The organism is Mycobacterium scrofulaceum (genome assembly GCF_002086735.1).
Lineage (GTDB): Bacteria > Actinomycetota > Actinomycetes > Mycobacteriales > Mycobacteriaceae > Mycobacterium > Mycobacterium scrofulaceum.
The window spans coordinates 46195-60928 of sequence record NZ_MVIJ01000012.1; the positions used below are offsets into that span (position 1 = coordinate 46195).

Sequence of the window (14734 nt, forward strand, 5' to 3'; positions counted from 1 at the left end):
TAGTCAGCCAGACAGCACAGCCACCCCCTACTGACCGGAGGACACACCGTGGCAACCACTTGGAATCTGTCCAAAGGATTGGCCGCTGTCGTGACGGCATCGGCTGCCGCGTTCGGGTTCTGCCCGAGCGCGGCAGCCGACCCGGCGACACCGCAACCGAGCCCCACCCAAGAACTTCCCGGGCTGCCGGCGTTGTCGCAGCTGAGCCCGATCATTCAGCAGGCGGCCACCGATCCCGGGCAGGCGACACAGCTGCTCATGGCCGCAGCGCAAGCTTTCAGCCACAACCAGAACGCGCCCGCCGAGTCCCGGAACGTGGCCACGTCGGTCAACCAGTTCCTGGCGACGCCGGGTGCGGCGGGCGAGCCTGGGACGGCGCTTCCGGACGCCGCTCCGGTGCCGCACGTCCCGGCGGCGGGTGTCGAACCGGGCGCCCAGTCGCACTTGCCGACCGGCATCGACCCGGCACACGCCGCCGGACCGGGCCGGGTCGCGGCGCCGCCGGCCGGCGCCGAACCGGCGCCCCAGGCGCACCTGCCGGCCGGCATCGACCCCGCACACGCCGCCGGACCGGGGCCGAGCGCGGCGCCGCCGGCCGCGGCCCCGTCCGTCGCACCCGCCGCGGCGCCCGTACCGGCGCCACCCGCGCCGGAGGCGGTACCGGCCCCCGCGCCGGACGCCGCACCGGCGCCCGCGCCCGCTCCCGCGGCGGCCGCCCCGGGGTTCGGCCCCGACGCGCCGCCCACGCAGGACTTCATGTATCCCTCGATCGGCACCAACTGCCTGGCGGACGGCAGCACGGCGATCGCAACGGCGCTGTCGGTGGCGGGGCCCGCGAAGATCCCGACGCCGGGGCCGGGCCCCGGGCAGACCGCCTACGTGTTCACCGCCGTCGGCACGCCCGGCCCCGCCGAGGTGCAGAAGCTGCCGTTGAACGTCACGTGGGTGAACCTGACCACGGGCAAGTCGGGGACCGTCGCGCTCAAGCCGCGCACCGACATCAACGCCGAGGGCCCGACGACGCTGACCGCGATTGCCGACACCGGTTCGGGCAGCATCATGTCGACCATCTTCGGTCAGGTCACCACCAAGGAAAAGCAGTGCCAGTTCATGCCCACCATCGGCTCCACGGTGGTGCCGTAGGGCCGGCACGGTCCCCCGCCCCGGGCGCGCGTGTCCCCCTCCGGGGCACGCGCGCTCCTGTCAGGTTGGGCGTCAGTACGCCATGAACAGGATCGCGTCCCGGTCGTACTCGAGGCCCGGATGAACACTGGCGAGATGAGCCTGGGTCAGCTCGACCAGCTCGTCCTCGTCCTTGCCGACGATGGCTTCCCCGCACGGACACGTCAAATGTGTCTTCACGTTGCCGCCCTTCCCTTCTGGTCACCCACTACTTCGCCGCTTTGGCTGCTGCCTTCATCTGCTTCTTGTAGGACCGCACCTGGTCCATCGATCGGGCGTCGACGATGTCGGCGACGGAGATGTGCGTGCCGGCCTCGCCGAACTGCCCGGCCGCCGCGCGCCAGCCTTTCGGGGTGACGCCGTACTGCTTGCCGAGCAGGGCCAGGAAGATCTGCGCCTTGACCTCGCCGAAGCCGGGCAGACCCTTGATTCGCCGCAGCAGCTCCGCGCCGTCGGGGTCCCCGTCCTTCCACAATCCGGCGGCATCGCCGTCATAGCGGTCCACGATGATCTGGGCCAGCGCCTGGATCCGCCTGGCCATCGACCCCGGAAATCGGTGGATCGCAGGCCTTTCCGAGCACAGCGCGGCGAACTTGTCGGGGTCGTACTCGGCGATTTCGTGAGCGCCGAAGCCGCCCATCCGGTCCGCGATCTTCTTCGGTCCCGCGAAGGCCGTCTCGAACGGCACCTGCTGATCGAGGACCATCCCGATGAGCAGGGCCAGGGGATTCTCGTCCAGCAGCGCGTCGGCCTCGGGATCTTGAGCGAGCCAGAGTTTCACCGTCAACGACCTTCCTTCCGCTGAACACCCTAAGACCGATGAGCCGTTGGTGGGAGACTACTCACCCAACCACCGCGTTATCGTGGCGTGGTGGTGGATGAGGCCCGATTGGCGCTGATGCTGGCCCGCGACGAACTGCACGCGCTCGTCACCGCGTACTGCCGGGCCGTCGACCGGGCCGACTACCAGGCGCTGCGCGGCCTGTACCACCCCGACGCGGTCGACTCCCACGGCTCGTTCGCGACGGGCGGCGTCGAGCAGTTCATCGCACAGCTACGGGCCGCCGAACCGTATGTGCTTGTCTCGCAACACAACATCACCACGACGAATTTCGAGGTCGAGGGCGACGCGGCCAGCGGCGAGATATACTGCCTGGTGTTCCACACCTTCGCCGGTCCCGAACACGACGTCGACGTCGTCATCGGCGGCCGGTACCTGGACAAGTACGCCCGCCACGACGGCCGCTGGAAGTTCCGTCAGCGCACCATCGTGGCGGACTGGGCGTACCAGAACGACCCGTCCCGGCTGGACTTCTCACACCCCAGCACCCGGGGCAGCCCGCGCGGCAAGCCGGGCCAAGCCGACCCCTCGGCCGGCCTGTTCACCGGGCCCGAAGCCTGACGAGAATTGCTGTCCGGTAACGGCTCTAGCCGCTTTTGCGGCGGAATTCCCGACGGCCGCCGCCGGCCGCACCATGCGCCCGCGACTGCTTGCCGCCGCCGTCCCTGTGGTCGGATCCGCCCGACGACTTGGACATCTTGCGTTCCAGCGCTTCGCGAAACTTGCGCTTGTTCTCGTCCTCTGCCCCCGAAGCGTCCTGCTTGGAGTTCGACTCGGCCATAGCGGCAGCCTAGCCCGATTACCGCTTGCCCGGAGGCATGCCATACAGATGCGCGATCGGCAGCGTCAGCAGCACCCGCCGGTCGGTGACCATCGCCTGGCGGTACTCGTCCCAATCCGGGTGTTCGCCGGCGATGTTGCGGTACAACGCAATCAGCGCCTCGACGGTGTCGTCGTCGGGTGCGGCCGCGGGCGGCGTCAATACCGCCGTGCCCTCGGCCACCGCATACGACCACCCGTCGTCGGCGTCGACCAGGATCGATGCCCGCGGATCGCGGCGCAGGTTGCGGGTCTTGGCCCGCGGTTCGGTGATCGACACGCGCACCGCGAGGTCGCGCGGGTCGAAGTGGTAGCTCACGTTCGACAGTTGCGGACGCCCGTCCCGTTTGATGGTGGCCAGCACTCCGAGAGAGTTTCCACTGATCACGGCCAGCAGCTTGTCGTCGAAGACTTGGCGTCCCATGGGGAAAGCCTACGTCGCGCGTCGAGTGACCGGTCCCGGATCACGTCGGCGCGGTCCACCCTGGTGGAATCGGATCATGACCGAGTACGCGGCTTTCCTGCGCGGCGTCAACGTGGGCGGCGTCAACCTCAAGATGGCCGAGGTGGCACGCGCCCTGACCGACGCGGGCTTCACCGGCGTGCGCACCATCCTGGCCACCGGCAACGTCCTGCTCGAGTCGTCGGCCGGCGCCGCGGCGGTGCGCAAGAAGGCCGAGGCCGCGCTGCGCGAGCGGTTCGGCTACGACGCGTGGGTGCTGGTCTACGACCTCAAGACGGTCCGGGCCGTCGTCGATGCCTACCCGTTCGAGCCCGAGGTCGACGGCTACCAGTCCTATGTCACGTTCGTGGCCGACGACGCGGTGCTCGACGAGCTCGCCGCGCTGGCCGGCGACGCCGGGCCGGACGAGAAGATCGCCCCCGGCCCGGGTGTGGTCTATTGGCAGGTGCCCAAGGGCGGCACCCTGGACAGCACGATCGGCAAGACGATGGGCAAGCCGCGCTACAAGTCCTCGACGACCACGCGCAACTTGCGCACGCTGGGCAAGGTGTTGCGGTAAAACGCGGCGCGCCAGGCGGGCTCAGTCGTCCGGGACGTTCGTCAGGTAGCGCATCGCGTCGGACTTGGTCAGCCCCAGCGCGCGCGCCACCTCGACGTACTCCTTGGCCGCGGCGGCCATCGCGGCGTCGGTCGGGTCGAAGCGGGAGATGAAAGTGCCGAAGCGTCCCCGCGTTTCGACGACCGCCGCCGACTCCAGCTCGCGATAGGCGCGGGCCACGGTGTTCGCCGCGACGCCCAGCTGGCCGGCCAGATCACGTACCGTCGGAAGCCGTGTGCCGGGCGGCAACGCGCCGGCCCGCACACCGTCGATGACCTGGGTCCTGAGCTGGTCGAACAGCGGCTTGCCCGCCTTCACGTCGACCTTCAGCCAATCCCGCAGCTCCACGTCTTCAGTATGTCGCAAGCACAGCTATCTTTGTGGGATGCGAGTAACGGTGCTGAGCGGCGCGGGGATCTCCGCGGAGAGCGGGGTGCCGACCTTCCGCGACGACAAGAACGGGCTGTGGGCCCGCTTCGACCCCTACGAGCTGTCCAGCACCCGAGGGTGGCGCGACAACCCCGAACGGGTCTGGGGTTGGTACTTGTGGCGGCACTATCTGGTCGCCGACGTGCAGCCCAACACGGGCCATCGCGCCATCGCGGCCTGGCAGGACGGCGCCGAGGTCAGCGTCATCACGCAGAACGTCGACGACCTGCACGAGCGCGCCGGCAGCATGCCGGTTCACCACCTGCACGGCAGCCTGTTCGAATTCCGTTGCGACCGTTGCGGTATGCCGTACAGTGGGGCGCTGCCCAAGATGCCCGAGCCGACGCTGGAGGTGGAGCCGCCGGTCTGCCACTGCGGTGGCCTGATCCGGCCGGACATCGTGTGGTTCGGTGAGCCGTTGCCCGACGAGCCGTGGCAGTCGGCCGTCGAGGCGACCGAGGCCGCCGACGTGATGGTGGTCGTGGGGACCTCGGCGATCGTCTATCCGGCGGCCGGGCTCGCCGAATTGGCGCTGTCGCGCGGCACCGCCGTCATCGAGGTCAACCCCGAGGTCACGCCGCTGTCCAGGAACGCGACGATCAGCATCCGCGAGACGGCCAGCCAGGCGTTGCCCGGCTTGCTGCAGCGGCTGCCCGCCCTGCTGCGGTAGCCCCTACGGCCTGCGGGCGCGGCCCAGCAGGAGTTCGGACACCGGCATCGGCGCCCACGCCGGCAGGGTGAACTCGCGGCGCGAGGCGTCGATCTCGAATCCGGCGTCGACGATCGAGCGTTCGGTGTCGCGGTGGGTGTGGCAGTTGCCGAACAACTTGGGCCACAGCGTCGCGTCGGCGACCCGTTGCAGGCGGCCCCGCGCGCCGGCGCTCGCCACGTGCTCGAGGTAGCGCAGTTCCCCGCCCGGACGCAGCAACGAATACAGGCGTCGCAGGACGCCGCCGGGATCGCGCACGGAGCACAACACCAGCGAGCACACCACGGCGTCGAACGGCTCGCCGCCGGTGAACCCTTCCGCCGTCTCGCCGGTCACGACCACGCGCGCCGGCACCACGTCCGCCGCGGCGCGGGCCTGGGCCGCCAGCCGCGGCTCGGGCTCGACGGCGACCACCTCGTGGACCGACTGCGGGTAGTGGGGGAAGTTCGTCCCGATGCCGGCGCCGACTTCCAGCACCCGCCCGGACAGGCCGGCCAGGTTCTCCCGGCGAAGCGCCCGTATCGCCTCGGTTTCGTGGCTGGCGACGACGGGCCAGATGCGTGCGAAGAACGGGTTGTCCACCGCCGTTGTCATACCTCAACCTTCCGATTCGGATGAGCCCCAGAATAGGTGTCTTGCGGCCGTTCGATCGCGGGGTTACCCGATGTTGGGCACCGGTTCGGCCAGCGGGCCGCCGTCGAGGGGCACCGGCACGACGTAGCCGCCCCCCCGTTCCCCGCTTTCGCTGATGCCGAACCGATCGTGCAGCCAGGCCAGCGGCCTGGGCGCCCACCAATTCCACCGCCCCATCACGTGCATGAACGCCGGCACGACCACCATCCGGACCAGGGTGGCGTCGGCGAACACGGCGAGCGTCAGGCCGAGGCCGAACATCCGCATGAACGACACGTGGGCGGCGATCAGCGCGGCGAACGACATCGACATCACCAGCGCGGCCGCGGTGATCACCCGACCGGTGCGGGCGACGCCGAGGGCGACGCTCTCGTCGTTGGCGGCGTGCGCCTGCTTCGGGCTCGGGCGCGCCGGGCGAGCGGCCCCCGACGCCAGCCAGTACTCGCGGATCCGCGAGAGCAGGAACACCTCGTAGTCCATCGACAGCCCGAAGGCGATGCAGAACAGCAGCACCGGCATGTTGGCGACCAGCGTCCCGCTCGGCGTGGTGCCGAGCGCGCCGAGATGCCCGTCCTGGAAGATCCACACCAGCGCACCGAACGCGGCGGTCAGCGACAAGATGTTGCAGGCCAGCGCCTTGGCCGGCAGCAGGACGCTGCCGGTGAGCAGGAACAGCAGCGCGAAGGTGATCGCGGCCATCAACCCGAGCACCAGCGGCAGCCGGTCGGTGACCGCGTCGACGCTATCGCGGTTGACCTGGGCGACGCCGCCCATCGCGACGGAGCGGCCGGCCGGCCCGGGCACCTCGTGCAACCGATTCAGTTGGGCGTCGTTCGCCGCGGAGAACAGGGGCGCCGTGCTGCTGACGGTCAGGAAGGCGCTGCCGCCGGCGATCCCGGTCGCCCCGGCCGGTGGACCCGCGCGGTTGCCGCCGACGAAGGTCCCGCCGGGGGCCGACACCTCCGACACGTCGGGAACCCGCGACAGGGCGGCGGCGTAGGAGTCGAGGTCCGCCGGGTTCAGGCCACGCGCGTCGGGGACCACGATCGGCACCGACGTCGCGGAGTCGTCCGCGAAATCGTTGCGCAGCCGGTCCCCCACCTGATGCGACGACGCCGACCGCGGCAGCACCCGGTCGTCCGGGAAACCCCACTTGACCGACAGGAACGGTAGCCCCAGCAGCAGCAGCAGCGCGACGACGGTCAGCCCGATCGGCGCCCAGCGGCGCATCACCAACTTGGTCGACCGGTACCAGAACAGTTGCTCGACCGGCTTGTGCGCCGGCTCGGGACGCCTGAACGCCCGGCGCATCAGCCGACGCACGTCCAGCGCGTCCAGCCGGGGGCCCAGCAGCACGATGGCGGCCGGGGTGATCACGATCGAGGCGGTCGCGACGAACGCGACGGTCGCCACGCCGGCGTAGGCGAACGACTTGAGGAAGTACATCGGGAACGCGACCGTCGCCGACATGGACAACGCGACGGTGACGGCGGAGAACAACACCGTGCGCCCCGAGGTGGCCATGGTCCGGACCAACGCCTCGTCGCGGTCTCGGCCCTCGGCCAGCTCGTCGCGATAACGGCTGACGATCAGCAGCGTGTAGTCGATGGCCAGCGCCAGGCCCAGGGCGGTGCTCAGGTTGAGCGCGAAGATCGACACCTCGGTGGTGAACGTGATCAGCCGCAGCACCGTCATGGACCCCACGACGGCCAGCGCGCCCAGCGCCATCGGCAACGCCGCCGCCAGCAGCCCGCCGAACACCCAGATCAGGATCAGGAAGCTCAGCGGCAGCGCGATCATCTCCATCACCACCAGATCGGCCTGATTCTGCGTGTTGATCTGCGCGTACTGCATCGCCGTGCCGCCGGCGCGCACGGTGACGCCGTCGCGGTCATGGATGAATCGGTCCGCGATGGTTTGGGCGTTGCTCTGCGCGTAGTTCTCGCCGCCCTTGAGGTTGACCACGATCAGCCCCGACTTGCCGTCGCGGCTGACCAGGTCGGCGTTTGGCCCGGGCGGGCCAGCAACAGGCTGGGTCCACGGCGACGAGACGTTGTAGACCAGCGGCGAACTCCGTAACTGCCTGACCAGGTCGGTGCCGACGGCGCGGGCCCGTTCGCTGTTGCTGCCGCCGGGGGCGGTCACCAGGATCAGCATCTGTTGACCGCTCTGGCCGAACTTGTCGGTCAGCACACCGATCGCGTGGGCGGACTCCGAGTGCGGATCCTGGAATCCCCCGGGTGAGAGGCTCTTGGCGACGGGGATTCCGAAGATGGCGGCGGCGGCGAAGACCAGGACGCCTATCGCGATGATGCGGCGCGGCGCCGCGATGGCCATCCGGGCTATCCCCTGCAGCATTCCGAGCCCTTCCGCCGCCGGTGCTGATCGCGCTGGCCGCTGGCGTACTCGCGACAACCTAACAAACGTTAGTTTTCACGCGTCAAACAGATTCCTTCTCAAGTACGGGTGGCGGCGGGCATACGGTTCAATGCGGCGTTCTAAACCGCGCCGACGGTAAGAGTCCGGCCAGAAAGTTGTGCGGTAATTAAGCAGGTCGCGGGCCTAAACGGCGCGCTTGACGGCCCGAACCCTACCCGTGGGTAAATTGCCACCGTTTTCCGAATCGTGACTCAAAGATTCCTTAATGGTGGCCCATACGCTCAGTGTCATGTGGATCGACGACACAAGTGCCGACGTCATCAAGGTTGACTTCGAAGCTCTCTACCACGGCGACGTGCTGGTGGAAGGCGAGACCTCGGAGCAGTTCGAAGAACTCCAAGCGGCGAGCTGAGCAGCGGCCATGAGTATGCTCGCACGGCTGTTGATGGCCGAACCCGCTGTCAGTCGATGGTTCCGTCGATAAGTTCTTTCTCCTACTACGAAAGCCCCCCGCTGGTTGCGGGGGGCTTTCGTGTTCGAGGGCCTCAGCGGGGCGCCATGCGGATGGCGCCGTCCAGCCGGATCACCTCGCCGTTGAGCATCGGGTTCTCGACGATGTGCACGGCGAGCGCCCCGTACTCGTCGGGGTCGCCCAGCCGGGCCGGGTGCGGGACCTGCTTGCCCAGCGACTTCTGCGCCTCCTCCGGCAGCGATCCCAGCAGCGGGGTCTTGAACAATCCCGGCGCGATGGTCACCACGCGGATGAGCTCGCGGGACAGGTCGCGCGCGATCGGCAGCGTCATGCCGACCACACCGCCCTTGGACGCCGAGTAGGCGGCCTGCCCGATCTGGCCCTCGAAGGCGGCGACCGAGGCGGTGTTGATGATGACGCCGCGCTCTTCCCCGACGGGCTCGGTCTTGGCGATGCGCTCGGCGGCGAGCCTCAGCACGTTGAACGTGCCGATCAGGTTGACCCCGATCACCTTCTTGAACGCGTCCAGCGGGAACGGGCCGTCCTTGGACAGCGTCTTGATGGCGTTGCCGATGCCGGCGCAGTTGACGTTGATGCGCAGCGGGCCCAGCGACTCGGCCACGTCGAGCGCCTTGCCGACGGCGGCCTCGTCGGTCACGTCGGCCTGCACGAAGCGGGCGCGCTCGCCGAGCTCCCGGACCGCCTCTTCGCCGCGCAGGTCGATGACCACCACCTGCGCGCCGGCGTCCAGCAGCCGCTTGGTGGTGGCCAGGCCCAGGCCCGAGGCGCCCCCGGTGACGACGGCGACGGCGTCCTTGATTTCCATGCGAATCCTTCCTCGAGGGTCATGTTGCGTCCAGCCAACCAGTTGGTTGGCGACTATACCCAGTCGTTGAGCACGGCCTCGACGTCGGCCAGCGGCGCGGCCGGCGGGCGCGGCACGTCGGGCCGGGTGCGGGAGAACCGCGGGGCGGGCAACGGCTGCAGGCCACCGTCGACGTCGTAGAAGGTGTTGCGCTCGGTGATGTGCGGCTCGGTCTGCACCTCCCCGAACGCGAGCACCGGCGTCACGCACGCGTCCGAATCGGCGAACACCTTGGCCCAGTGGTCGCGGTCGTGACCCGCGAACGCCGCCGTCAGCGCCGCGCGCAGCTCGGGCCAGCGGGTCACGTCGTTCTGCGCCGGCAGGTTGGCGGGATCCAGGCCCAGCCCGGCCAGCATGGCCGCGTAGAACTGCGGCTCGATGGCGCCGACGGCGACGTAGCGCCCGTCGGCGCACTCGTAGGTGTCGTAGTACGGCGCGCCGCCGTCGAGCATGTTGGTGCCGCGCGCGTCCGACCACATGCCCAGGCCCCGCATCGCCCACATCATCTGGATCAGCACGCTGGATCCGTCCACCATGGCGGCGTCGATCACCTGACCCTTGCCGGAGTTCTGCCGCTCCCACAGCGCCGACAGGATCCCGAGCAACAGGAACATCGAGCCGCCGCCGAAGTCGCCGACCAGGTTCAGCGGCGGGACGGGCCGCTCGTTCGCCCGGCCGATCGCGTGCAGGATCCCGTTCAGCGAGATGTAGTTGATGTCGTGGCCGGCCTGCTGGCTGCGCGGGCCGGACTGCCCCCAGCCGGTCATCCGGGCGTAGATCAGCCGCTCGTTCACCTCGGCGCACTGCTCTGGCCCGAGGCCGAGCCGCTCGGTGACGCCGGGGCGGAAGCCCTCGATCAAGACGTCGGCCTTGGCGACGAGCTTGAGCACGGTCGCACGTCCCTCGTCGGACTTGAGGTCGACGGTCACCACGCGCCGGTTGCGCAGCATCGCGTCCTTTGCGACACCGCCGGGCCCGGTCGACGGCCGATCGATGCGTACCACGTCGGCGCCCAGATCCCCCAAGATCATCGCCGCGTGCGGTCCCGGCCCGATGCCGGCCAACTCGACGACCCGAAGTCCCTTCAGCGGTCCAGCCACGATCTACCGACCTTTCGTCTGCTCTGACGCCCGTTGTAGTTGGCATCTTCGCAGCCGCCGTGGACCGGCGCGCAGCCCGGTCACTTAGGGTGAGGCCATGCCGCAATCCGCGATCGACACCCTGACCCCCGTCGAGGGCCTTGCCGTCACGCTGACCGACGGCGTGCTGTCGGTGACCATCGACCGCCCCGACAGCCTCAATTCGCTGACCGTGCCCGTGATTACGGGCCTCGCCGACGCGATGGAGCGTGCGGCCGCCGACCCGGAGGTGAAGCTGGTGCGGCTCGGCGGCGCGGGCCGCGGCTTCTGTTCCGGGGCGGGCATCAGCGCCGACGACGTGTCGGGCACCGGGGTGTCGCCGGACGAGATCGTGCTCGAGATCAACCGGCTGATCCGGGCGATCGCCGCGGTGCCGCACCCGGTGGTCGCCGTGGTCCAGGGCCCGGCGGCCGGCGTCGGCGTTTCGCTGGCGTTGGCTTGCGACGTCGTATTGGCCTCGGAGAGCGCCTTTTTCATGCTCGCCTTCACCAAGATCGGCCTGATGCCCGACGGCGGGGCGTCCGCGTTGATCGCCGCGGCCGTCGGCCGCATCCGGGCGATGCACATGGCGCTGCTGGCCGAACGCCTGCCGGCCGCCGAGGCGCTGTCCTGGGGCCTGGTCAGCGCGGTCTACCCGGCCGACGCATTCGAGGCCGAGGTGGACAAGGTGATCGCGAGGCTGTTGGCGGGCCCCGTCGCGGCGTTCGCCAGGACGAAGCTCGCCATCAACGCGGCCACGCTGCCCCAGCTGGACCCGGCGTTGCAGCGTGAATACGACGGACAGGCCGTGCTGCTGCGGTCACATGACTTCGTCGAGGGCGCAACCGCTTTCCAGCAGCGCCGCTCGCCCGACTTCACCGATCGCTGACGCTATGGCGCTTACGGGTGGCCCAAGCCGGTAATCCTCCCCCGCGTCGGGTCCGAATAATTGGCAGACGACGAACGGAGATTCCATGGCTGGACAGCTGCGCTGCCTCGTGACCGGGGCGACCGGTTACATCGGTGCCCGGCTTGCGCCGCGACTGCTGGACGAAGGTCACCGGGTCCGCGCCCTGGCCCGCAACCCGGCCAAGTTGGAAGACGTGCCGTGGCGGCGGCGGGCCGAGGTCGCGCGGGGCGACCTGGGTGACGTCGATTCCCTGATCGCGGCGTTCGACGGGATCGACGTCGTCTACTACCTGGTCCACTCGATGGGCACGTCGAAGGACTTCGCCGACGAGGAGACGCGCGCGGTGCGCAACGTCGTCAGCGCGGCCCGTCGCACCGGGGTGCGGCGCATCGTCTACCTGAGTGGGCTGCATCCCGAGGGCGGGAAGCTCTCGCCGCACCTGCAATCGCGGGCGGCGGTCGGCGACGCGCTCATCGATTCGGGAATCGAGACCGTCGTGCTGCAGGCGGGTGTCGTCGTCGGCTCCGGGTCCGCGTCGTTCGAGATGATCCGGCACCTCACCGACCGGTTGCCGGTGATGACCACCCCGAAATGGGTGCACAACAAGATCCAGCCGATCGCGGTGCGCGACGTGCTCTATTACCTGGTCGCCGCGGCGACGGCGCCGGTCCCGTCATCGCGCACCTGGGACATCGGCGGGCCCGACGTCCTGGAGTACGGCGACATGATGCGGGTCTACGCCGACGTGGCGGGGCTGGGCAAGCGCTATCTGATCGTGCTGCCGTTTCTGACGCCGACGATCGCCAGCCTCTGGGTGGGGACCGTGACGCCGATCCCGCCGGGACTGGCGCGGCCGCTGATCGAATCGCTGGAGTGCGACGCGGTGATGCGCAACCACGACGTCGACGGCATCATCGAACCGCCGCCCGGTGGCCTGACCGGCTACCGCCGGTCCGTCGAACTGGCGCTTGCGCGGGCCGCCCGGGGAGTCCCGGAGCCCTCGTGGTCGTCGCTGCGGTCCGAACCGGCCGAGGCGCTGCCCAGCGACCCGGACTGGGCGGGCGAGATCGTCTACACCGATGTGCGAACCGCCGAAACCGCCAGCGAACCCGCCCACGTCTGGCAGGCGGCGGAGAACGCGGTGCATTCGCGAGCGGACGGTTGGCAGGTCGAGGAGCGCGCGGCGGGCGCCCTGTTGCGGCTGCGCTCCACCAAGCGGGCGCCGGGACGGGAATGGCTCGAGATCACGGTCACGCCGCGGGACGGCCGCGGCAGCCGCTACACCCAGCGGTCCATCTTTTTGCCGCGGGGCATCCCGGGGCGGGCGTACTGGTTCTTCGCGCGGCCCGCGCACCACGCCGCGACGCGCGCGCTGGCCCGCGAGGTCGTCGGTTCCGCGGGGTAGCGGGCGTCAGACGCCGAACATCGGGGGCAGCACGAGAACCATGATCAGCCCCCATACCAAGTGGGTGAGCACCGGCGCCAGGACACCGCCGGTCGCCCGGCGCTCGAACGCGCACACCGTCCCCAGGATGATCGCGGCGAAACCGAGCATGGGATTGCCACTGGCCAGCGTCGCGAACGTGTACAGGATGGTCGAAATCAGGACGGGGTGAAACCGGCCCAGGGCCGTGTAGAGCGCGCCGCGAAAGAACACCTCCTCGGCCACGCCGTTGACCAGGGTGATCGCCACGATCACCGGATACCAGCCGTGGTGGGCGTATTCCAGCACTCTGGTGATCAGCTCGGCCACGGGCGTGATCTCCCGGGCTATCAGCCCGCCGATCACGAAGACCGCGCCGAGCAGCAAGCCGATCGTCATCCCGGTGATGACCGGCCTCTGGTTGCGGCCGCGCCAGCAGATGCCGCCGAGATGCAGCGGGCCGGACGCGAACCCGCCGGCGGCCCACACCCCCGCCAGCGCCAAGGTCAGCCAATAGAAGCTCGCGTCGCCCGGATGGCGCCGCAACGAAAACCCGAGCACCACGGCGCCGAGCACCACCGTGACGGCCACGATGACCCGCCGGCGGCGCACGACGGCGGGCGACTCATGGTGCGGCACGGCGACCTTGGTGAGCGCGCGCGACCACTCGGACAGCACGCCGGTGTGGGACGGGGCGGTTGACTGGCTCATACGGGACGCACCTTCGGGGTCAGGGCGATCAGGAAGTCGAGTCCGGTTCGAAGCGCTCCGGCCAGCGGACCCGGGACCATGCCGACCAGCCGCAGAGCCGGCCGCGCGACCGGTGGGGTGAGCCGCCGCGCGACGTGGCGGATGCGCCGCGCGTCACCACCGGCCCACACCGGATCGGTGTTGGCCAGGTGATGGGGATCGGCCAGGGCGTTGACCGGGCACGGGCGATGTGGCTGATCGGCCAAGGCTAGGGCAATGGCGTCCCCGACGCCGAGCAACCCACCGGGCGGGTCGGGCACCCGATCGCGTAAGTCGCTCTCGGACGCCACCATCGGATGGTCCAGCGATTCCACCAGATCCCCGGCCAGCCCGGGTGGCACCGGCAGCGCGACGCCGGTGACCAGCGACGCCAGCCCGGTGTCGACCCTGCCGACCGGCAACCCGGCGTGAAACCTGCCGGAGATGCGCGCATACGTCTTGAGCAGCTCGCGGTAGGACGTGGTGTCCGGGCCGGCGATGTCGTACGCCCCCGCCGGTAACAGGCCGGGGTCGGCCGCGGCGACCAGGTAGTGCAGGACGTCGCGGATGGAGATCGGGTCGATCGGGTTGTCCATCCAGCTCGGTATCGGCATGAGCGGGAACCGGTCGCCGACGTAGCGCATCATCTCGAACGACGTCGAGCCGGCGCCGATGATCATCGCCGCGCCCAGCCACACCAGCTCGGGGCCGTCGGGGACCGTCAGGGCCTCGGCCACCTCCGCCCGGCTGGTCAGGTGCTCGGACAGCACCTCGTCGGCCGGCACGAATCCGCCCAGGTAGACGATGCGTCGCACACCGGCATCCCTGGCGGCCGCGGCCAGGTTGGCCGCCGCGGCCCTGTCGGCGTCGCGGAAGCCGGGCTGACCGATGGCGTGCACCAGGTAATACACCACGTCGACCGGGCCACAGCCGGCGAAGGCCGCCCGGGTCGACGCGGGCTGGCTGGCGTCTAGTGTCACCGGTGTGACGTCGCCGAACCACCCGAACCGCCTGAGGGATTCGGGCTTTCGGGTGGCGGCAACGACCTGGTGCCGGTCCGCCAGCAGGGCGGTGACCAGCCGCGATCCGACATAGCCGGTGGCGCCGGTGACCAGGATCCGCATACCGTCCAACCTAGCGGCCGCGTCCGCGTGCGTGACGCCC

General features: G+C 69.9%; 18 protein-coding genes. 7 read left to right on the forward strand and 11 right to left on the reverse strand.

The annotated features are described in order from the left end of the window. Positions 1 to 30 precede the first annotated feature (30 nt). Positions 31 to 1143 carry an Rv1157c family protein gene (locus tag BST44_RS10270; protein ID WP_208619771.1) on the forward strand — a complete coding sequence of 371 codons (1113 nt, stop codon included), beginning with the start codon at positions 31 to 33 and terminating at the stop codon, positions 1141 to 1143. Positions 1144 to 1215: 72 nt separating this feature from the next. On the opposite strand, the gene BST44_RS10275 is transcribed toward BST44_RS10270, so the two are convergent. Both BST44_RS10275 and BST44_RS10280 read right to left on the reverse strand, forming a co-directional pair. After that, the gene (locus BST44_RS10275; RefSeq protein ID WP_007169078.1) at positions 1216 to 1362 is read right to left on the reverse strand and encodes a hypothetical protein; all 147 of its coding nucleotides are present in this window, start codon (positions 1360 to 1362) and stop codon (positions 1216 to 1218) included. A gap of 28 nt (positions 1363 to 1390) precedes the next feature. Beyond that, complete coding sequence (locus tag BST44_RS10280; protein WP_083177018.1) at positions 1391 to 1963, reverse strand: HhH-GPD-type base excision DNA repair protein; 573 nt, start codon at positions 1961 to 1963, stop codon at positions 1391 to 1393. An 87-nt stretch (positions 1964 to 2050) separates the two neighbouring features. Between BST44_RS10280 and BST44_RS10285 the strand changes: the two genes are divergently transcribed. After that, the gene (locus tag BST44_RS10285) at positions 2051 to 2584 is read left to right on the forward strand and encodes a nuclear transport factor 2 family protein (protein WP_083177019.1); all 534 of its coding nucleotides are present in this window, start codon (positions 2051 to 2053) and stop codon (positions 2582 to 2584) included. A 25-nt stretch (positions 2585 to 2609) separates the two neighbouring features. Here the strand turns inward: BST44_RS10285 and BST44_RS10290 are convergent, their stop codons facing one another. Then, positions 2610 to 2804 carry a DUF5302 domain-containing protein gene (locus tag BST44_RS10290; protein ID WP_083177020.1) on the reverse strand — a complete coding sequence of 65 codons (195 nt, stop codon included), beginning with the start codon at positions 2802 to 2804 and terminating at the stop codon, positions 2610 to 2612. Positions 2805 to 2822: 18 nt separating this feature from the next. Then, positions 2823 to 3266 carry a PPOX class F420-dependent oxidoreductase gene (locus BST44_RS10295; RefSeq protein WP_083177021.1) on the reverse strand — a complete coding sequence of 148 codons (444 nt, stop codon included), beginning with the start codon at positions 3264 to 3266 and terminating at the stop codon, positions 2823 to 2825. Positions 3267 to 3342: 76 nt separating this feature from the next. On the opposite strand from BST44_RS10295, the gene BST44_RS10300 reads away from it, so the two are divergent. Then, positions 3343 to 3864: a DUF1697 domain-containing protein gene (locus tag BST44_RS10300; RefSeq protein ID WP_083177022.1), complete on the forward strand. Its 522-nt coding sequence runs from the start codon at positions 3343 to 3345 to the stop codon at positions 3862 to 3864. Between the two features lie 21 nt (positions 3865 to 3885). Here BST44_RS10300 and BST44_RS10305 read toward each other — a convergent pair whose 3' ends face one another. Next, positions 3886 to 4251: an Rv1152 family transcriptional regulator gene (locus tag BST44_RS10305; RefSeq protein ID WP_007169072.1), complete on the reverse strand. Its 366-nt coding sequence runs from the start codon at positions 4249 to 4251 to the stop codon at positions 3886 to 3888. 37 nt (positions 4252 to 4288) lie between these two features. On the opposite strand from BST44_RS10305, the gene BST44_RS10310 reads away from it, so the two are divergent. After that, positions 4289 to 5002, forward strand: a complete 714-nt coding sequence (locus BST44_RS10310) for an NAD-dependent deacylase (protein ID WP_083177023.1) — start codon at positions 4289 to 4291, stop codon at positions 5000 to 5002. 3 nt (positions 5003 to 5005) lie between these two features. On the opposite strand, the gene BST44_RS10315 is transcribed toward BST44_RS10310, so the two are convergent. Then, positions 5006 to 5635: a class I SAM-dependent methyltransferase gene (locus BST44_RS10315; RefSeq protein ID WP_083177024.1), complete on the reverse strand. Its 630-nt coding sequence runs from the start codon at positions 5633 to 5635 to the stop codon at positions 5006 to 5008. A 63-nt stretch (positions 5636 to 5698) separates the two neighbouring features. Continuing rightward, positions 5699 to 8032 carry an MMPL family transporter gene (locus tag BST44_RS10320; RefSeq protein ID WP_083177025.1) on the reverse strand — a complete coding sequence of 778 codons (2334 nt, stop codon included), beginning with the start codon at positions 8030 to 8032 and terminating at the stop codon, positions 5699 to 5701. Between the two features lie 310 nt (positions 8033 to 8342). On the opposite strand from BST44_RS10320, the gene BST44_RS31310 reads away from it, so the two are divergent. After that, positions 8343 to 8465: a hypothetical protein gene (locus BST44_RS31310; RefSeq protein ID WP_085981634.1), complete on the forward strand. Its 123-nt coding sequence runs from the start codon at positions 8343 to 8345 to the stop codon at positions 8463 to 8465. 133 nt (positions 8466 to 8598) lie between these two features. Here the strand turns inward: BST44_RS31310 and BST44_RS10325 are convergent, their stop codons facing one another. Then, positions 8599 to 9351, reverse strand: coding sequence for a 3-hydroxyacyl-CoA dehydrogenase (locus BST44_RS10325; RefSeq protein ID WP_083177026.1), 753 nt, complete (start codon positions 9349 to 9351; stop codon positions 8599 to 8601). Between the two features lie 53 nt (positions 9352 to 9404). Further along, complete coding sequence (locus BST44_RS10330) at positions 9405 to 10490, reverse strand: CaiB/BaiF CoA transferase family protein (RefSeq protein WP_083177027.1); 1086 nt, start codon at positions 10488 to 10490, stop codon at positions 9405 to 9407. A 97-nt stretch (positions 10491 to 10587) separates the two neighbouring features. On the opposite strand from BST44_RS10330, the gene BST44_RS10335 reads away from it, so the two are divergent. Then, a complete protein-coding gene (locus BST44_RS10335; RefSeq protein ID WP_083177028.1) occupies positions 10588 to 11397 on the forward strand; it encodes an enoyl-CoA hydratase in 810 nt (269 codons plus the stop codon). 85 nt (positions 11398 to 11482) lie between these two features. Beyond that, positions 11483 to 12823: a DUF2867 domain-containing protein gene (locus BST44_RS10340; RefSeq protein WP_083177029.1), complete on the forward strand. Its 1341-nt coding sequence runs from the start codon at positions 11483 to 11485 to the stop codon at positions 12821 to 12823. A 6-nt stretch (positions 12824 to 12829) separates the two neighbouring features. On the opposite strand, the gene BST44_RS10345 is transcribed toward BST44_RS10340, so the two are convergent. Further along, on the reverse strand, positions 12830 to 13552 hold the full coding sequence (locus BST44_RS10345) for a CPBP family intramembrane glutamic endopeptidase (protein WP_083177030.1): 723 nt from the start codon (positions 13550 to 13552) through the stop codon (positions 12830 to 12832). Beyond that, complete coding sequence (locus tag BST44_RS10350; RefSeq protein WP_083177031.1) at positions 13549 to 14694, reverse strand: NAD(P)H-binding protein; 1146 nt, start codon at positions 14692 to 14694, stop codon at positions 13549 to 13551. The genes BST44_RS10345 and BST44_RS10350 overlap by 4 nt, the downstream gene beginning before the upstream one ends. Positions 14695 to 14734: the final 40 nt, after the last annotated feature.

Bases quoted from the DNA above. Each gene is read 5' to 3' on its own strand.
- BST44_RS10290 (WP_083177020.1), bottom strand. From the start codon at position 2,804: ATGGCCGAGTCGAACTCCAAGCAGGACGCTTCGGGGGCAGAGGACGAG.
- BST44_RS10350 (WP_083177031.1), bottom strand. From the start codon at position 14,694: ATGCGGATCCTGGTCACCGGCGCCACCGGCTATGTCGGATCGCGGCTG.
- BST44_RS31310 (WP_085981634.1), top strand. From the start codon at position 8,343: ATGTGGATCGACGACACAAGTGCCGACGTCATCAAGGTTGACTTCGAA.
- BST44_RS10320 (WP_083177025.1), bottom strand. From the start codon at position 8,032: ATGCTGCAGGGGATAGCCCGGATGGCCATCGCGGCGCCGCGCCGCATC.
- BST44_RS10340 (WP_083177029.1), top strand. From the start codon at position 11,483: ATGGCTGGACAGCTGCGCTGCCTCGTGACCGGGGCGACCGGTTACATC.
- BST44_RS10335 (WP_083177028.1), top strand. From the start codon at position 10,588: ATGCCGCAATCCGCGATCGACACCCTGACCCCCGTCGAGGGCCTTGCC.
- BST44_RS10310 (WP_083177023.1), top strand. From the start codon at position 4,289: ATGCGAGTAACGGTGCTGAGCGGCGCGGGGATCTCCGCGGAGAGCGGG.
- BST44_RS10300 (WP_083177022.1), top strand. From the start codon at position 3,343: ATGACCGAGTACGCGGCTTTCCTGCGCGGCGTCAACGTGGGCGGCGTC.
- BST44_RS10325 (WP_083177026.1), bottom strand. From the start codon at position 9,351: ATGGAAATCAAGGACGCCGTCGCCGTCGTCACCGGGGGCGCCTCGGGC.
- BST44_RS10295 (WP_083177021.1), bottom strand. From the start codon at position 3,266: ATGGGACGCCAAGTCTTCGACGACAAGCTGCTGGCCGTGATCAGTGGA.
- BST44_RS10345 (WP_083177030.1), bottom strand. From the start codon at position 13,552: ATGAGCCAGTCAACCGCCCCGTCCCACACCGGCGTGCTGTCCGAGTGG.
- BST44_RS10315 (WP_083177024.1), bottom strand. From the start codon at position 5,635: ATGACAACGGCGGTGGACAACCCGTTCTTCGCACGCATCTGGCCCGTC.